General features: G+C 68.1%; 13 protein-coding genes. 9 read left to right on the forward strand and 4 right to left on the reverse strand.

Annotated features, from left to right (window positions below; genetic code table 11):
- Nucleotides 1-20: 20 nt before the first annotated feature.
- From ACM1PE_RS04040 to ACM1PE_RS04060, 5 genes are read left to right on the forward strand one after another with little or no spacing between them, the layout of a single operon-like run.
- Nucleotides 21-653, forward strand: a complete 633-nt coding sequence (locus ACM1PE_RS04040) for a DUF4198 domain-containing protein (RefSeq protein ID WP_118933986.1) — start codon at nucleotides 21-23, stop codon at nucleotides 651-653.
- Nucleotides 654-676: 23 nt separating this feature from the next.
- A complete protein-coding gene (locus ACM1PE_RS04045; RefSeq protein ID WP_059374627.1) occupies nucleotides 677-958 on the forward strand; it encodes a DUF3649 domain-containing protein in 282 nt (93 codons plus the stop codon).
- Entirely contained in the window at nucleotides 955-2,607 is a 1,653-nt protein-coding gene (locus tag ACM1PE_RS04050; protein WP_251877321.1) for a PepSY-associated TM helix domain-containing protein, read from the forward strand. The genes ACM1PE_RS04045 and ACM1PE_RS04050 overlap by 4 nt, the downstream gene beginning before the upstream one ends.
- Nucleotides 2,604-2,927: a DUF3325 domain-containing protein gene (locus ACM1PE_RS04055; RefSeq protein ID WP_054450784.1), complete on the forward strand. Its 324-nt coding sequence runs from the start codon at nucleotides 2,604-2,606 to the stop codon at nucleotides 2,925-2,927. Before ACM1PE_RS04050 ends, ACM1PE_RS04055 begins: the two co-directional genes overlap by 4 nt.
- A 56-nt stretch (nucleotides 2,928-2,983) precedes the next feature.
- Complete coding sequence (locus tag ACM1PE_RS04060; protein WP_059374624.1) at nucleotides 2,984-4,336, forward strand: tryptophan--tRNA ligase; 1,353 nt, start codon at nucleotides 2,984-2,986, stop codon at nucleotides 4,334-4,336.
- 34 nt (nucleotides 4,337-4,370) lie between these two features.
- Here the strand turns inward: ACM1PE_RS04060 and ACM1PE_RS04065 are convergent, their stop codons facing one another.
- On the reverse strand, nucleotides 4,371-4,877 hold the full coding sequence (locus ACM1PE_RS04065) for a hypothetical protein (protein WP_118933983.1): 507 nt from the start codon (nucleotides 4,875-4,877) through the stop codon (nucleotides 4,371-4,373).
- Between the two features lie 278 nt (nucleotides 4,878-5,155).
- Nucleotides 5,156-7,531 carry an RNA-binding transcriptional accessory protein Tex gene (gene tex, locus ACM1PE_RS04070; protein ID WP_059374621.1) on the reverse strand — a complete coding sequence of 792 codons (2,376 nt, stop codon included), beginning with the start codon at nucleotides 7,529-7,531 and terminating at the stop codon, nucleotides 5,156-5,158.
- A 205-nt stretch (nucleotides 7,532-7,736) separates the two neighbouring features.
- Between tex and ACM1PE_RS04075 the strand changes: the two genes are divergently transcribed.
- Nucleotides 7,737-9,833, forward strand: coding sequence for an ATP-dependent DNA helicase (locus ACM1PE_RS04075; protein ID WP_118934243.1), 2,097 nt, complete (start codon nucleotides 7,737-7,739; stop codon nucleotides 9,831-9,833).
- 69 nt (nucleotides 9,834-9,902) lie between these two features.
- On the opposite strand, the gene ACM1PE_RS04080 is transcribed toward ACM1PE_RS04075, so the two are convergent.
- Complete coding sequence (locus ACM1PE_RS04080; RefSeq protein ID WP_419342577.1) at nucleotides 9,903-11,114, reverse strand: MFS transporter; 1,212 nt, start codon at nucleotides 11,112-11,114, stop codon at nucleotides 9,903-9,905.
- 86 nt (nucleotides 11,115-11,200) lie between these two features.
- Here ACM1PE_RS04080 and ACM1PE_RS04085 point away from each other — a divergent pair, with 86 nt between their 5' ends.
- Nucleotides 11,201-12,142: a GlxA family transcriptional regulator gene (locus ACM1PE_RS04085; protein ID WP_419342578.1), complete on the forward strand. Its 942-nt coding sequence runs from the start codon at nucleotides 11,201-11,203 to the stop codon at nucleotides 12,140-12,142.
- Nucleotides 12,143-12,191: 49 nt separating this feature from the next.
- Here ACM1PE_RS04085 and ACM1PE_RS04090 read toward each other — a convergent pair whose 3' ends face one another.
- On the reverse strand, nucleotides 12,192-12,950 hold the full coding sequence (locus tag ACM1PE_RS04090; RefSeq protein ID WP_240633409.1) for an outer membrane protein assembly factor BamD: 759 nt from the start codon (nucleotides 12,948-12,950) through the stop codon (nucleotides 12,192-12,194).
- Between the two features lie 137 nt (nucleotides 12,951-13,087).
- Here ACM1PE_RS04090 and ACM1PE_RS04095 point away from each other — a divergent pair, with 137 nt between their 5' ends.
- Nucleotides 13,088-14,086, forward strand: coding sequence for an RluA family pseudouridine synthase (locus ACM1PE_RS04095; protein ID WP_118934240.1), 999 nt, complete (start codon nucleotides 13,088-13,090; stop codon nucleotides 14,084-14,086).
- Nucleotides 14,074-14,838: a peptidoglycan editing factor PgeF gene (gene pgeF, locus ACM1PE_RS04100; RefSeq protein ID WP_419342579.1), complete on the forward strand. Its 765-nt coding sequence runs from the start codon at nucleotides 14,074-14,076 to the stop codon at nucleotides 14,836-14,838. The genes ACM1PE_RS04095 and pgeF overlap by 13 nt, the downstream gene beginning before the upstream one ends.
- Nucleotides 14,839-14,944 lie beyond the last annotated feature (106 nt).

Consider the following 14,944-nt stretch of genomic DNA (forward strand, 5'->3'; position numbering starts at 1 on the left):
TCCTCTAAAGGAAATCAACAATGACATTCGCAAGAACCTTGGCTGCCATCGCCTTGTTGAGCACGGCAGGGGCCGCGCAGGCGCATTTTGTTTGGTTGGAACGCAGCGCCGAGGGACCGGCCAAGGCGTATTTCGGGGAATGGGCGGATGATGTGCGCGAAAAGCGCGACGGCCTGCTCGGCAAGATCATGGTCGCACCGGTCGTGACGGGCGCCGACGGCAAGGCGCTGAAGACTTCGGGCGAAGGCGCGGATTTCCTGGAATTCGCGGCGGCGGGCAAGGGCGACGTGCGTCTGCGCCAGGCGTATCAGTTCAAGGACACCCTGGTGCAGTACGGCGCCAAGGCGGGCCGCGCGGACACCGAGGGCAAGCTGGACCTGGAGCTCGTGCCGGTCGCGGCCGGGACCAACGCCTTCGTGCTGCAGTTCAAGGGCAAGCCGCTGGCGAAGACGGAAGTCACCGTTTTCGGCCCGCCCAAGTGGGAGAAGCGCTTCCACAGCGACGAGAACGGCCGCATCGAGATCACCACGCCGTGGCCCGGCCAGTACGTGCTCGAAGCCGCCCACGTCGAAGACAAGCCGGGCGAGGCCGACGGCCGTGCCTACGCCAAGATCCGCTACGTTTCCACCACTACCTTCAACGTGTCCCAGTGAAAGCTCCCGCTGCCGGCGCAGGCATGATGCGCTACCGTCTGGCCGTCTTTTCCAGGGCGGCGGCCGCCATCCTGGGCGGCTACGCCCTGGCGTCGGCGGCCGCCGCCTGCCTGGCGATCTGGCTGCCCATGCGGCGGCCGGACGCCGTGGTCACGGCGCAGATGCTGTCCTTCGTGTTCTACGCCTGCGGCGTGATCTGGGTCTTTGCCACGCGCAATGCCTGGCGCGCCTGGGCCGGCGTGCTGTTGCCCGCTGCCTTGATGGGCGCGCTGTTCCTGGCCGGCCGGGCAACGGGGGCGGCATGAAGGCGAAAGTGGAAAGGGCGCCGGGCGAGGAAGGCCTGCGCCAATCCATGTCCTGGCTGCATACCTGGTCGGGGCTGATCTTCGGCTGGGTGCTGTTTGCGATGTTCCTGACCGGCACGCTGGCGTTCTTCCGCCCCGAGATCACGGCCTGGATGCAGCCCGAGATCCAGGTGCGGCCCGCGCCTGCTGCGCAGTCCGTGGCCGCCGCGCAGAACTACCTGGCCGAACACGCGCCCGACGCCACGCGCTGGTTCATCACGCCGCCGTCCGACCGCGAGCCGTCGGTCCAATTGCTTTACCAGGTGCCCAAGCCCAAGCCGGGTGAACGCGGCTTCGTGCGCGTGAAGCTGGATGCGGCCACCGGCCAGGCCGTGACCGCGCGCGAGACTCGCGGCGGCGACTTCTTCTATCGCTTCCATTTCGAACTGGAAACCGCGTTTCCCTGGGGGCGCTGGCTGGCCAGCATCGCCGGCATGTTCATGCTGGTGGCCATCATCAGCGGCATCATCACCCACAAGAAGATCTTCACCGATTTCTTCACGTTCCGGCCCGGGAAAGGCGGGCAGCGCGCCTGGATGGACGGCCACAACGCCTTGTCCGTGCTGGGGCTGCCGTTCCACCTGATGATCACGTTCAGCGGGCTGGTGCTGTTCATGGCCATGCTGATGCCGGCCGGCATCCTGGCCGTCTACGAGAGCCCGCGGCAGTATTCCGACGACGTTTTCAAGTCGTTCAGGATCACGCCCGCGCGCAACGAGCCGGCGCCGCTGATCGCGCTTGCGCCGTTGGTGGAGCAGGCGCAGCAACACTGGCAAGGCGGCCGGGTGGGGCGCATCACCGTCAACCATCCCGGCGATGCCGGCGCGACCGTGACCCTGGTGCGCGACGCTGCCGACGGCGTGTCGTTCGGCAAGCTGGCGCCCTACATGCGCTTTGACGGCGTCACGGGCGCACTGCGGGAAAGCGAGGACGAACTCGGCGCCACGGCGCGTACGGCGGGCGTCATCGTCGGCCTGCACCTGGGTCTGTTTGCGGAACCGTTCTTGCGCTGGCTTTATTTCCTGGTCAGCATGGCGGGCACGGCCATGGTGGGCACGGGCCTGGTTCTGTGGATCGCCAAACGGCGGCAGAAGGCACGTCCGGGCGCGCGCGAAGCATTCTCGCTGCGGTTGGTGGATGCGCTCAACGCCGGCACGATCGCGGGCCTGTTCATCTCGATCGCGGCCTTTTTCTGGGCCAACCGCCTCTTGCCCGTCGACCTGCCGGGCAGACAGTTCTGGGAGTCTCGCGCCTTCTTCGCAGCCTGGGGGCTGTCGCTGGTCTACGCCTTCCTGTTCCAGCACCGCAAATGGCGCGACCTGCTGGCCGCCGCAGCCGTTGCCCTGGCGCTGGTGCCCGTGGTCAATGCCCTGACGACCTCGCGCCATCTGGGCGTGTCGCTGCCCGCGGGCGACTGGGTCATGGCCGGTTTCGACCTGACCTGCTTGGCCGGGGCGCTGCTGTTGGCCTGGATGGCGCGCAAGGCGGCCCGCGCTGGCAAGGTGGGCGCCAAAGCGCCCGCCAAGGGCCGCGCCGCGATCAAGCCAGCGGTCCAGCCGCAGGCCGCGCCGGCCCAGCCCGCCTACGAACCTAGAGGTGATACGCCATGACGCTAGCCGCCTTCTGCCTGGCCTATGCGGGCTTTTCCGCCCTGTGCCTGGGCATGGACCGCCACTACGAAGACCTGTTCGACCGCGCTCTGCCGCGGCGTCATCGGCTGCCCCTGCGCCTGTTCGGCTGGGGGGCGCTGGCCCTGTCCCTGTGCGCCTCGGCGGCGGTCTGGGGTTGGAGCTACGGCACGGTCGAATGGATCGGCATACTCAGCATCGCCGGGCTGCTGCTGATCTGGTTCCTGACGTTCCGGCCGCGCGCCGCGCTGACCGCGGGCGGGCTGTGCGCGCTGGCGGCGCCGGTGCTGGCCGTCCTGTAGCCGCGCGCCCGGCACGTTACACTGGGCGTTTCCCCTAGCAAACGCCTCTTCGCCTCATGAATACCCGCGTCCTCACCGGCATCACCACCTCTGGAACTCCCCACCTCGGCAACTACGCGGGCGCGATCCGTCCCGCCGTTCAGGCCAGCGCGCAGCCCGGCGTGGACGCATTCTTCTTCATGGCGGATTACCACGCCCTCATCAAGTGCGACGATCCCGCCCGCGTGGCGCGCTCGCGCCTTGAAATCGCCGCCACCTGGCTGGCGGTGGGCCTGGACCACGAGCGCGTGACCTTCTACCGCCAGTCGGACATCCCCGAGATCCCCGAACTGACTTGGTTGTTGAACTGCGTCACCGCCAAGGGCCTGATGAACCGGGCGCACGCCTACAAGGCGTCGGTGGACCAGAACATGGAAAAGGGCCTGGAGCCGGACGATGGCGTGACCATGGGCCTGTTTTCGTACCCGGTGCTGATGGCCGCTGACATCGTCATGTTCAACGCCAACAAGGTGCCGGTGGGCCGCGACCAGATCCAGCATCTGGAAATGGCGCGCGACATCGCCCAGCGCTTCAACCACCTGTACGGCCGCGACTACTTCACGCTGCCGGAAGTCGTGATCGAAGAGGACGTGGCGACCTTGCCGGGCCTGGATGGCCGCAAGATGTCCAAGAGCTACAACAACACCATTCCGCTGTTCGAGGGCGGCGCCAGCGCGCTGCGCGCGGCGGTGATGCGCATCGTGACCGACTCGCGCGCGCCGGGCGAGCCCAAGGACGCCGAGAACTCGCACCTGTACACCATCTATCGCGCCTTCGCCACGCACGAGCAGGCCGCCGCGTTGCGCAAGCAGCTCGAAGAAGGCATGGGCTGGGGCGAAGCCAAACAGGCGCTGTACGACCATCTGGAAAACCTGCTGGCGCCCATGCGCGAAAAGTACTTCGACCTGATGGCCAACCCCGGCCGCATCGAAGACATTCTGCAGGCCGGCGCCGCCAAGGCGCGCAAGCTGGCCACGCCGTTCATGCAGGAACTGCGCCAGGCCGTGGGCCTGCGCAACCTGGAAGCCGGCTCGGGCGCCAAGGCCGCGCAGCCCAAGAAGGAAAAGGGCAAGGGCGCGCGCTTCGTCAGCTTCCGCGATGAAGACGGCGGCTTCCGTTTCCGCCTGCTGGCCGCCGACGGCGAGGAACTGCTGCTGTCGCAGCGTTTCGCCGATCCGAAGGAAGCCGGCGCGCTGATGCGCCGCCTGCAGTCGGAACCGGCCGATGCGGTGCTGCAGGCTGACGGGCAGGGCTATGCCGCGATGATCGACGGCGTGGCCGTGGCCACCGCGCCGGCGGGCGTGCAAGACGAATCCGGCGCCTTGCTGGAACGCGCGCGCGCCGCGCTGTCGTCTTTGTCGCAGGAATAAACCCAAGGGGCCGGCGCGCAGCCGGCCCGGCGGTTCAGGCCGCGCGGGCGCTGGCCACGATGCGCCCGTCGCGCACCTGGAAGCGCTGCGCGCTGCCCTGGCCGGCGATTTCCAGCATGTCGCCTTCCGTGTAGCCGGTGACGTTCGGGCAGTCCAGCCATTCCGGATTGATGAACGGGAAGTACTTCAGCGTGCCGCTGCCCTGGCTGGCGAAATCGAAGGTGGTGTTGGCGACCACTTCCGGGTCCCATTGGCTGGCGTCGAAGGTCAGCGCGCAACCCGCGCCGATGCGGTAGGTGATGCTGGCGCCCATGCTGGCGAATCCCAGCGCGCCGACGTGCAGCTGCGCCCCATTGCTCAGTTCGATGATGCGGCTGCCCAGCCGCTCCAGCGTGATGTGCTTGAAGCTGACTTCGGCGCCGTCGACAAGCAGGTGCGAATACTGGCCCAGGGTGATTTCGCTATAGACGCCGCTGGCGTTGGCTTCCTTGGCGGCGAGGGTTGCCGTTTCATTGGCGGCAAGCGTGATGGTATGGGACATGGCGGGGCGGATCTCCGGTCGTTCGGGGCAGGGCGCTGTTGTTCTTGTGCTGCTCCCCGGCAGGCGCTGCGCGCCATGGCGCGCCTGCTCGCGGGGGGCTTGTGCCGCCTTGCGGCCTGGCGCCGCCGGGTTTTATTATTTGGACACAATTAGATATTTTCTATCATTTTTGATAGGTTTGGTTTGAGAGTACGCAAGTAACCCGTCTTTTTACGGGTAAGTCCTAGGCAAAAAAAACCGGCGCATCAGGCGCCGGTTTTCCGTGGGGCGGTGCTCGCTCAGCGCTTGAGCTTGGCGAAGGCGTCCGCCATGGCGCTGTTCATGCCTGCGCCGGCCCCGGCCCCGGCGCGGCCGCCGTCGCCCTGCGGACGGCGGTTGCGGTCGCCGCCCTTGGGCGCGTCGCCGCTGCGGCGGGCGGGAGCCGCGGTGTCGTTCAGGCGCATGGTCAACGCGACGCGCTTGCGCGCCACGTCCACTTCCAGCACCTTCACGCTGACCGTCTGGCCCACCCGCACGACGTCGCGCGGATCCTTCACGAACTTCTCGGCCAGGGCCGAGATGTGGACCAGGCCGTCCTGATGCACGCCGATGTCCACGAACGCGCCGAAGTTGGCCACGTTGGTCACAACGCCTTCCAGCACCATGCCCGGGTACAGGTCGTTCAGCGTTTCGACGCCTTCCTTGAACTGCGCCGTCTTGAATTCCGGACGCGGATCGCGGCCGGGCTTTTCCAGTTCGGCGAAGATGTCGCGCACCGTCGGCAGGCCGAAGCGCTCGTCGGTGAAGTCGGACGGCGACACGCCCTTGAGCGCTTCGCGCTGGCCGATGATCTGCTTCACCTCGGCCTTGATCTTGGCGACGATGCGTTCGACCACCGGATAGGCTTCGGGGTGGACCGACGAGGCATCCAGCGGGTTGTCGCCGTTGGGAATGCGCAGGAAGCCCGCGGCTTGTTCAAACGCCTTGTCGCCAAAGCGCGGCACCTTGCGCAGGATCTCGCGGGTCGGGAAGGCGCCGTTCTCGTCGCGCCAGGCAACGATGTTCTTGGCCAGCAGCGAATTCAGGCCGGACACGCGGGCCAGCAGGGCGGCCGACGCGGTGTTCACGTCCACGCCCACGGCGTTCACGCAATCCTCGACCACGGCATCCAGCGAACGCGCCAGCTCGCGCTGGTTGACGTCGTGCTGGTACTGGCCCACGCCGATGGCCTTGGGATCGATCTTGACCAGTTCGGCCAGCGGATCCTGCAGGCGGCGGGCGATGGACACGGCGCCGCGCAGCGTCACGTCCAGGTCGGGGAATTCCTGGGCCGCGGTTTCGGAAGCCGAATAGACCGAAGCGCCGGCTTCGGAGACCACCACGCGGGTGACCTTCAGGTCCGGGAAGCGTTCCATCATGTCGCCCACCAGCTTCTCGCTTTCGCGCGAGGCGGTGCCGTTGCCGATGGCGATCAGGTCGACCTTGTGGCGCGCCACCAGGGCGGCCAGCGTGTTGATGGTGCCTTCGCGGTCGCGGCGCGGCTCGAACGGGTAGACCGTGGTGGTGTCCACGACCTTGCCGGTCTGGTCGATCACGGCGACCTTGCAGCCGGTGCGGATGCCGGGGTCCAGGCCCAGCACGGCCTTGGGGCCGGCGGGCGCGGCCAGCAGCAGGTCCTTCAGGTTGGCGGCGAACACGCGGATGGCTTCGGCTTCGCCGCTTTCGCGCAGGCGGCCGATCAGTTCGCTTTCGAACGCCGTCAGCAGCTTCACGCGCCAGGTCCAGCGGCAGACTTCGCCCAGCCAGCGCGCGCGCGGCGTGGCGTCCAGCGCGAACAGGCCGTTGCCCAGCTTCAGGAAGCCGGCGATGCGGGCCACGCAGGGATGCGGCGTTTGCGCTTCCAGTTCGGCTTCCAGGCCCAGGCGCAATTCCAGCACGCCTTGTTGGCGGCCGCGCAGCAGCGCCAGGATGCGGTGCGAGGGCAGGGTGCGCAGCGGTTCGTTGAAGTCGAACCAGTCGCGGAAATTGGCGCCCTCGGTTTCCTTGCCGTCGACCATCTTGGAATGGATCAGTCCGGTGGACCACAGGTGCTCGCGCATGTCGGCCAGCAGGTCCGCGTTTTCCGCGTAGCGCTCGGCCAGGATGTCGCGCGCGCCGTCGAGCGCGGCCTTGGCGTCGTTGATGGACGCTTCGGGATTCAGGTACTGCGCGGCCAGCGCGGCGGGGTCGCAGGCGGGATCGGCGAGGATGCCGTCGGCCAACGGCTCCAGGCCCGCTTCGCGCGCGATCTGCGCACGGGTGCGGCGCTTGGGCTTGTACGGCGCGTACAAGTCTTCCAGACGCTGCTTGGTGTCGGCCGTGGCGATTTCCTGCTGCAGCGCTTGCGTCAGCTTGCCCTGCTGCGAGATGGATTCAAGAATGGAGCCGCGGCGCTCTTCGAGTTCGCGCAGATAGCCCAGGCGCACTTCGAGATTGCGCAGCACGGTATCGTCCAGGCCGCCCGTGGCTTCCTTGCGATAACGGGCGATGAAGGGCACGGTGGCGCCATCGTCCAGCAGTTCCACCGCCGAAGCGATCTGGGAGGCGCGCGTACCCAGCTCGGTGGCGAGCTGCGCGACGATGCGGGCGTTGTCGACGCCGGCGGCGACGTACGTGATAGCGGAAGTTTCAGACATCTCGATACGACGACAAAAAGGAAAAACAAGGGGCGGATTGTGCCATAAGCCGCTGTTACAAAACGTGCCAGGGTGGACGGATATGTCCCCCTTGCGGCAGCCTGGCGGCCAATCCGCGGCCCGGCAGCGGGTATCATTTGGTCCTTTCCCACCCAAGTGTCTGGCGCCCGAACCGCAACCGGCACCGGTTCACCGTTGACTCGCTATGCTGGACCTGGATATCTCCGAATTCTTTGATGCCGAAGGCCCTTTGGCCACGGCCTTGCCTGGCTACAAACCCCGGCCTTCGCAGGTCGAACTCTCGCAGGCCATAGGGCAGGCCATCCAGGACCGCGCCACCTTGGTGGCAGAGGCAGGCACCGGCATCGGCAAGACCTGGGCCTATCTTGTACCCGCCTTCATCCAGGGCGGCAAGGTGCTGATTTCCACCGGTACGCGCACTTTGCAGGACCAGCTTTTCGCCCGCGACCTGCCGCGCGTGCGCGCGGCGCTGGCCGCGCCGGTGACGGCCGCGCTGCTCAAGGGCCGCGGCAACTACGTCTGTCATTACCACCTGGACCGCCTGCAGGGCGACGAGCGCGCGCTGAAGTCGCGCACCGAAATCCAGCAGTTGCGCCAGATCCAGGTATTCGCTGGCATCTCCAAGACGGGCGACCGCGGCGACCTGGCGCAGGTGCCGGAAGACGCCGACATCTGGCAGCGCGTGACCTCCACCCGCGAGAACTGCCTGGGCCAGGAATGCCCGCGCATCCGCGACTGCTTCGTGGTGAAGGCGCGCCGCCAGGCGCAGGAAGCCGACGTGGTGGTCGTCAACCATGCCCTGTTCATGGCAGACCTGGTGCTGCGCGAAGAGGGCGTGACCGATCTGCTGCCCGAAGCGGACACCGTGATCTTCGACGAGGCGCACCAGCTGCCGGACACCGCCACCCGCTTCCTGGGCAGCAGCGTGTCCACGCACCAGCTGCTGGATTTCGGCCGCGCGTTGGAAGCGGCCGGCCTGGCCTACGCCCGCGAAGCCGCCAAATGGAGCGACGTCAGCCGGCATGTGGAAACGGCGGCGCGCGAGCTGCGGCTGGTCTGTGCGCCGCTGGACCGCATGCCGGGCCGCAAGGCCACCTTCGAGGCCATCCCCAATCCCGAGGAATTCGATGAAGCGCTGCTGGCGTTGCGCGAGGCCGTGGACGGCGCGGCCAAGGCGCTGGGCGCGGTGGCCGAAAAGCATCCGGACCTGATGGCGGCCGCGCGCAGCGGCGCCGAGATCTCGGTGCGCCTGAAACGCTGGGCCACGCCGGGACGGGCGGGCGCGGACCATGCCGACGAAGGCTGGGGCCGCGATGACCAGGCGTCCGAACCCGCCGTGCAATCGGCGCTGGGCGATGGGCTGTCCACGCCCGCCGCCATTCTGGAGGGTGCGGCCGCCGCGGAACAATGGACCGGTCCGGCGGTGCGCTGGGTCGAACACGGGCAGCACCATGTGCGCCTGCATTCGGCGCCGCTGTCGGTGGCGCAGGCTTTTTCCAAGTACCGCAAGCCGGGCCAGGCCTGGATCATGACCTCGGCCACGCTGTCTGTGAACGGCGAGTTCACCCACTTCACCAGCCAGCTGGGGCTGGAGAAGGCGCGCACGGGCAAATGGGAATCGCCCTTCGACTACCCCGAACAGGCCTTGCTGTTCGTGCCTCGCGGCATGCCCGAACCGCAGTCGCCGCAGTTCCTCGATCGTTTCGTGCAGACCTTGCTGCCGCTGCTGGAGGCCAGCCCGGGCGGCACGCTGGTGTTGTGCACGACGCTGCGCGCGGTGGACAAGGTTGCCAATCTGCTGGCGGACGCCTTCGACGATGCCGGCCATGAATGGCCCTTGCTCAAGCAGGGCGAGGGCACGCGCCGCGATCTGCTGGACCGCTTCTGCAAGCTGGAGCACCCCGTGCTGGTGGGCAGCGCCAGTTTCTGGGAAGGCATAGACCTGCCCGGCGACGTGCTGACGCTGGTAGCGATCGACAAGCTGCCGTTCGCGCCGCCCGACGATCCGGTCATCGAGGCGCGGCTGCGCGCCTGCCGCGCGCATGGCGGCAATCCCTTTGCGGAATACCAACTGCCGGAAGCCGCGATTTCGCTCAAGCAGGGCGCCGGCCGTCTGATCCGCACGGAATCGGACTGGGGTGTGCTCATGGTGGGCGACGCGCGCCTGGTCGAAAAGCCTTATGGCAAGCGCCTGTGGCGCGGACTGCCGCCGTTCGCGCGGACGCGCGAACTGGAAGAGGTGCTGGCGTTTTACCGGCGCAAACAGGAACCGCAGGACTAGCGGCCGTTCACGCCACAATGAGCCGGCCCTGGGGACCGCCCGCGCCAGCGGGCGCCCCTGGCAGCCACCTCAGGCCGCGACCCGTTCCATCCGCCGCGACATCGCCCACCAACCGGTCATGACCGCGGCCAGGCCCACGATGGGCAGCATGGCGGCATTCAACGTTTCCCAGCCCATGCGCGCGAGCGCCGGGCCCGCGGCCAGCGTGGCCAGGGCGGTGGTGGCATAGCGCAGCATTTCGGCGGCCCCTTGTACGCGCGCCCGTTCGGCGGGCCGGTAGGACTGCGCCAGCAGCGTGGTGCCGCCGACGAACATGAAGTTCCAGCCCACGCCCAGGCAGAACAATGCCGCGTGGAAGGCCGTGAGCGAAGTCGATTGCATCGCGATCACCGAGCAGGCCGCGTTCAGCGCCATGCCCATGCCGAGCACGCGGGGCAGCCCCAACCGGTTGATCAGCGCGCCGGCGAAGAAGGCCGGCGCGTACATGCCGATCAGATGCCACTGCATGATGCTGGCGCCGTCGGCGATGCTGTGCTGGCAGGCGACCGCTGCCAGCGGCGCGGCCGTCATGACGAACATCATCGATACCGAACCCACGACGTTGTTGGCCAGGGCCGCGACGAATATCGGCTGCCTCATGACCTCGCCCAAAGGACGGGCCGGCAGGTCCGCGGCCTGCGTGCCGGCGGGCTGGCCGCCGGCGGCTTCCTGGTCGCGGTAGGCGATCAGCAGCAGCGCGCTGGCGGCTCCCAGCAGCGCCACCATCAGATAGGCGCCGGAGAAGATCGCGGCGGGGAAGAGGTCCTTGGCCCAGGCCGCCAGCGCCGGCCCCGCGATGGCGGCGATGACGCCCCCCGTCAAGACCACGGATATGGCGCGGCTCTTGGCCTCGGCGGGCACCGCGTCGGCGGCGGCCAGCCGGTAGTACTGCGCGAAGGCCTGGAACACGCCGACCAGCGCCGTGCCCAGGCAGAACAGCCAGAAGTCGCTGGCGAACACCGCGGCCACGGAAATCAGCCCGCCGGCCGCGCCCGCCAGCGATCCCAGCATGAAGCCCGCGCGGCGGCCGATGCGTTGCATCAGCAGCGATGCATACCAGGTGACCGCGGCGCCTGCCACCGTGATCAGCGCGAACGGCAGCGTGGCCAGCGCCGGATGCGGCGCCAGCATCTGGCCGGTCAGCGCCGTCAGGGTCAGGTCGATGGAGATCGCCGCGATGTACAGGCCCTGGCAGACGGCGAGGATGCGGGCATTGCGCAGGCCGCGCGTGGAGGAGGTCATGGCTGGTGGGAGTCCGGAGGATTGACAGGCCCCACTCTAGCGCCGGAAACTATGGCAAGAATGACGATTTTCCCTCATTTCATGCCATGATCCATCGCGTCTGCATTTTGCCTGTACCCAACTTCCAGCTGCTGGACATGGCTGGGCCGCTGTCGGTGTTCCAGATCGCCGCCGAACTGGTGCCGGGCGCCTATGAGGTGGCCGTGGCATCGGCCGAGGGAGGCCTGGTCCGCTGTTCGGCCGGCGTGCCCGTGTTGACGCGGTCCTGGCGCGGCCTGCGCGCCGACACCGTGCTGGTGCCGGGCGGCCAGGGCGCGCGCGAGTCCCAGGCGGCCCCGGCCATGCTGGCCTATCTGCGCGCCGCGCACGCTCGCGGCCGGCGCGTGGCCAGCGTCTGCACCGGCGCTTTCGTGCTGGCGCAGGCCGGCATCCTGCAAGGGCGCCGCGTGACCACCCACTGGCGCCATGCCGCCGAACTGCAGCAGCGCCATCCCGCGCTGGCGGTGGAAGCGGACCGCATCTACGTCGAGGACCGCGCGGTCTGGACCTCGGCGGGCATCACCGCCGGCATCGACCTGGCGCTGGCCATGGTGCAGGCAGACCACGGCGAGGCGGTCGCGCGCGCCACCGCCCGCGAGATGGTGGTCTATCACCGGCGCACGGGGGGACAGTCGCAGTTCTCGGCGCTGCAGGACCTGGCGCCGGCCAGCGGACGCATGCGCGAGGTGCTGGCGCACGTGGGCCAGCACCTGGACGAAGTCCTGGATATCGAGCGCCTGGCCGGCGTGGCCTGCCTGAGTCCGCGCCAGTTCTGCCGCCAGTTCAAGCTGGAAACCGGCGAGACCCCGGCCAAGGCCGTGGAACGCGTGCGCGCCGAGGCTGCCCGCGAACTGGTCGAGGAGGGCGACGCCGGCATGGATGCCATCGCGCGCCGGGTGGGTTTCGGCGACACGGAGCGCATGCGCCGCGCCTTCATCCGCATCTACGGGCAGCCGCCGCAGGCCCTGCGGCGCGGCGCGCCGGCATAAAAAAAGCCCCTGCGTCGTGGCAGGGGCTTTCTTCGCTGCGGCGGTTACGTCAGTTGAACGGGTTCCACCAGCTCTTGTCGGCCTTCAGACCCTTGGTCTTGAAGTCGCTGTTGGGGAAGTTCTTGTCGTACACGCGCTGCGAGTCGTTCTTCAGTTCGGTCAGGCCGAGCTTGTCGTAGGACTCGACCATCAGGTAGAGCGCTTCCTCGGTGGCGGGGGCGCCTTCGAAGTCGGTGATGACGGTCTGCGCGCGGTTGGCCGCGGCCACGTAGGCGCCGCGTTCGTAGTAGTAGCGGGCGACGTGCACTTCGTTCATGGCGATGGTGTTGACCAGCCAGGCGACGCGCTTCTCGGCATCCACCGTGTACTTGCTGTCCGGGTAGCGCTTGATCAGCTCGTTGAACGCGTCGTAGGACGCGCGCAGGCCCTTGGGATCGCGCTCGGCGGGATCCTGGCCGGTGATGCTGCTCATGAAGGCGCTGGCCGGGGTGAAGTTGATCAGGCCCTTCAGGTAGAGGGCGTAATCGGTGCCGGGGTGGTTGGGGTAAAGCTGCTGGAAGCGGTCGATGGCGGCCAGGGCCTGCTCGTTTTCGCCATCTTTCCAGTTGACGTAGGCAAGCTCAAGCAGCGCTTGCTGGGCGTAGACGCCGAAGGGGTAGCGGCTTTCGATCGCGGTCAGACGCTCGCGCGCTTCTTTCCAGCCGCCCGAGGCCATTTCCGCCTTGGCGTCCGCGTAGAGCTGTTCGGCGCTCCAGTTGGTGGTCTTGTCGTACTTGCTGTTGCTTGAGCCGCAACCGGCGATGACCATCACGGCGAGCAGCGCGATAACCACGCGCAAGACCGGCCCGCTTCGGGAGGCGGGATTCGAGGGAGCTGCGGAGTGGTGAATCACGAGAATCGTATCCTTGGTGTTAGCATGCAAGGCTGATTATATGATTTGTCTCCATGTCTGATACAGCCTCCGGCGCGGATCTCGTTTCCGACGACGAACTCCTGGGTATTTCCGAAGAAAACCCGCGGGGGGAACCGCAATTTGTAACAGTGCCTTCCGGCACGCGCGCCGACCGGCTGGACAAGGTGCTGGCAGGGCTGATGCCCGAGCATTCCCGCAGCCGGCTGCAGGGCTGGATCGAGGCCGGCAACGTCCACGTGAACGGCAAGCCGGGCAAGATCCGGCAGACGGTCGGCCCCGACGATGAACTCACCGTCTGGCCCCAGCCCGCGCCCGAAACCCTGGCCTTCGCGCCCGAACCCGTGGATTTCGCGGTCGTGGCCGATAGCCCCGACTGGATCGTGGTGAACAAGCCCGCCGGCCTGGTGACGCATCCCGGCGCCGGCAACTGGAGCGGCACGCTGCTCAACGGCCTGCTGTACCGCTATCCCGAACTGGCGCAGGTGGCGCGCGCCGGCATCGTGCACCGCCTGGACAAGGACACTTCCGGCCTGATGGTCGTGGCGCGCAACGAAACCGCGCAGACCCATCTGGTGCGTCAATTGCAGGCGCGCAGCATGGGCCGCGAGTACGTGGCGCTGGCCCACGGCTGGCTGGCCGGAGCCGGCAAGGTCGACCGTCCCATCGGCCGCGATTCGCGCGTCCCGGTGCGCATGAGCGTGGAGCGCCCGGTGGCGCCCAAGCCCGCCATCACCCATTACATGCCCGCCCGCCGCGGCGAGGCGGATCCCGGCGGCCGCGTCACCGAAGTGGTGTGCCGCCTGGAAACCGGCCGTACCCATCAGATTCGCGTGCACATGGCCAGCCTGGGGCACCCGCTGCTGGCCGACACGCTATACGGCGGCAAGAACATTGCGGGCGCGCAGCGGCAGATGCTGCATGCGCGCGCGCTGCACTTCGAAGATCCGGGCGGCCGCGGCGAAGTCGACTTCACCGCGGCCGTGCCACCCGACATGAGCTTGGTCCAGGAAGAGATTGCATGGAACGCGTAGTGGCAGGCCTGCCGGTGGTGACTGGCCCGCAATGGCCGGGCGTGAACTACTTCTGCACGACCCGGGCAGGGGGCGTCGGCGTCGCGCCGCACGACACCTTGAATCTGGGGCGCCGCGCCGGGGATGACCCGGACACGGTCACCGAGAACCGTCGCCGCGTGCGCGCCGCATTGCCGGCCGAACCCTTGTGGCTGCGCCAGGTCCATGGCAGCGAAGTGGTGGATGCCGATCAGGCCGACCTGCCGGACGAGCCTGCGGTCGACGCCAGCGTCACCGCGCAGCCCGGCCGCGTGCTGGCGGTGATGGTCGCCGATTGCCTGCCCGTGGTCATGGCCGATGCGCAAGGCACGGTGCTGGGCGCGGCGCATGCCGGCTGGCGCGGCCTGTCGGGCGGCGTGCTGGAGAACACGCTGGCGGCCATGCGCGCCAAGGCGCCGCAGGCCTCGGGCTGGCGTGCCTGGGTCGGGCCAGGCATCGGCCCGCAGGCGTTCGAAGTCGGCCAGGACGTGCTGGACGCCTTCTCCAAGGACGATCCCGCTACCCTGCGGTACTTCACGCCGCGGCCGGGCATTTCCGGAAAATGGCTGGCCGACCTCGCCGGATTGGCTGATTTCCGCCTGCGCCGCGCCGGGGTACAAGAAGTGTCCTTGAGCGGGATGTGCACGGTGGCCGGGGCGGACCGGTTCTTCTCGTACCGCCGCGACGGCGAAACCGGACGCATGGCTTTGCTGGCCTGGCTAGGCCCGGTTTGATCTGGCGCAAGGCCCGCAGCCGGCCTTGCGTCATACCCTGTCAGGCCTCCTTGTATACCCGCATTGACAGTCCCGGACCCGGAATGCAACATCAATCGCGTAGTTT

Origin of the sequence: Achromobacter sp. PD1 (assembly GCF_048541815.1) — a bacterium.
Lineage (GTDB): Bacteria > Pseudomonadota > Gammaproteobacteria > Burkholderiales > Burkholderiaceae_B > Achromobacter > Achromobacter bronchisepticus_A.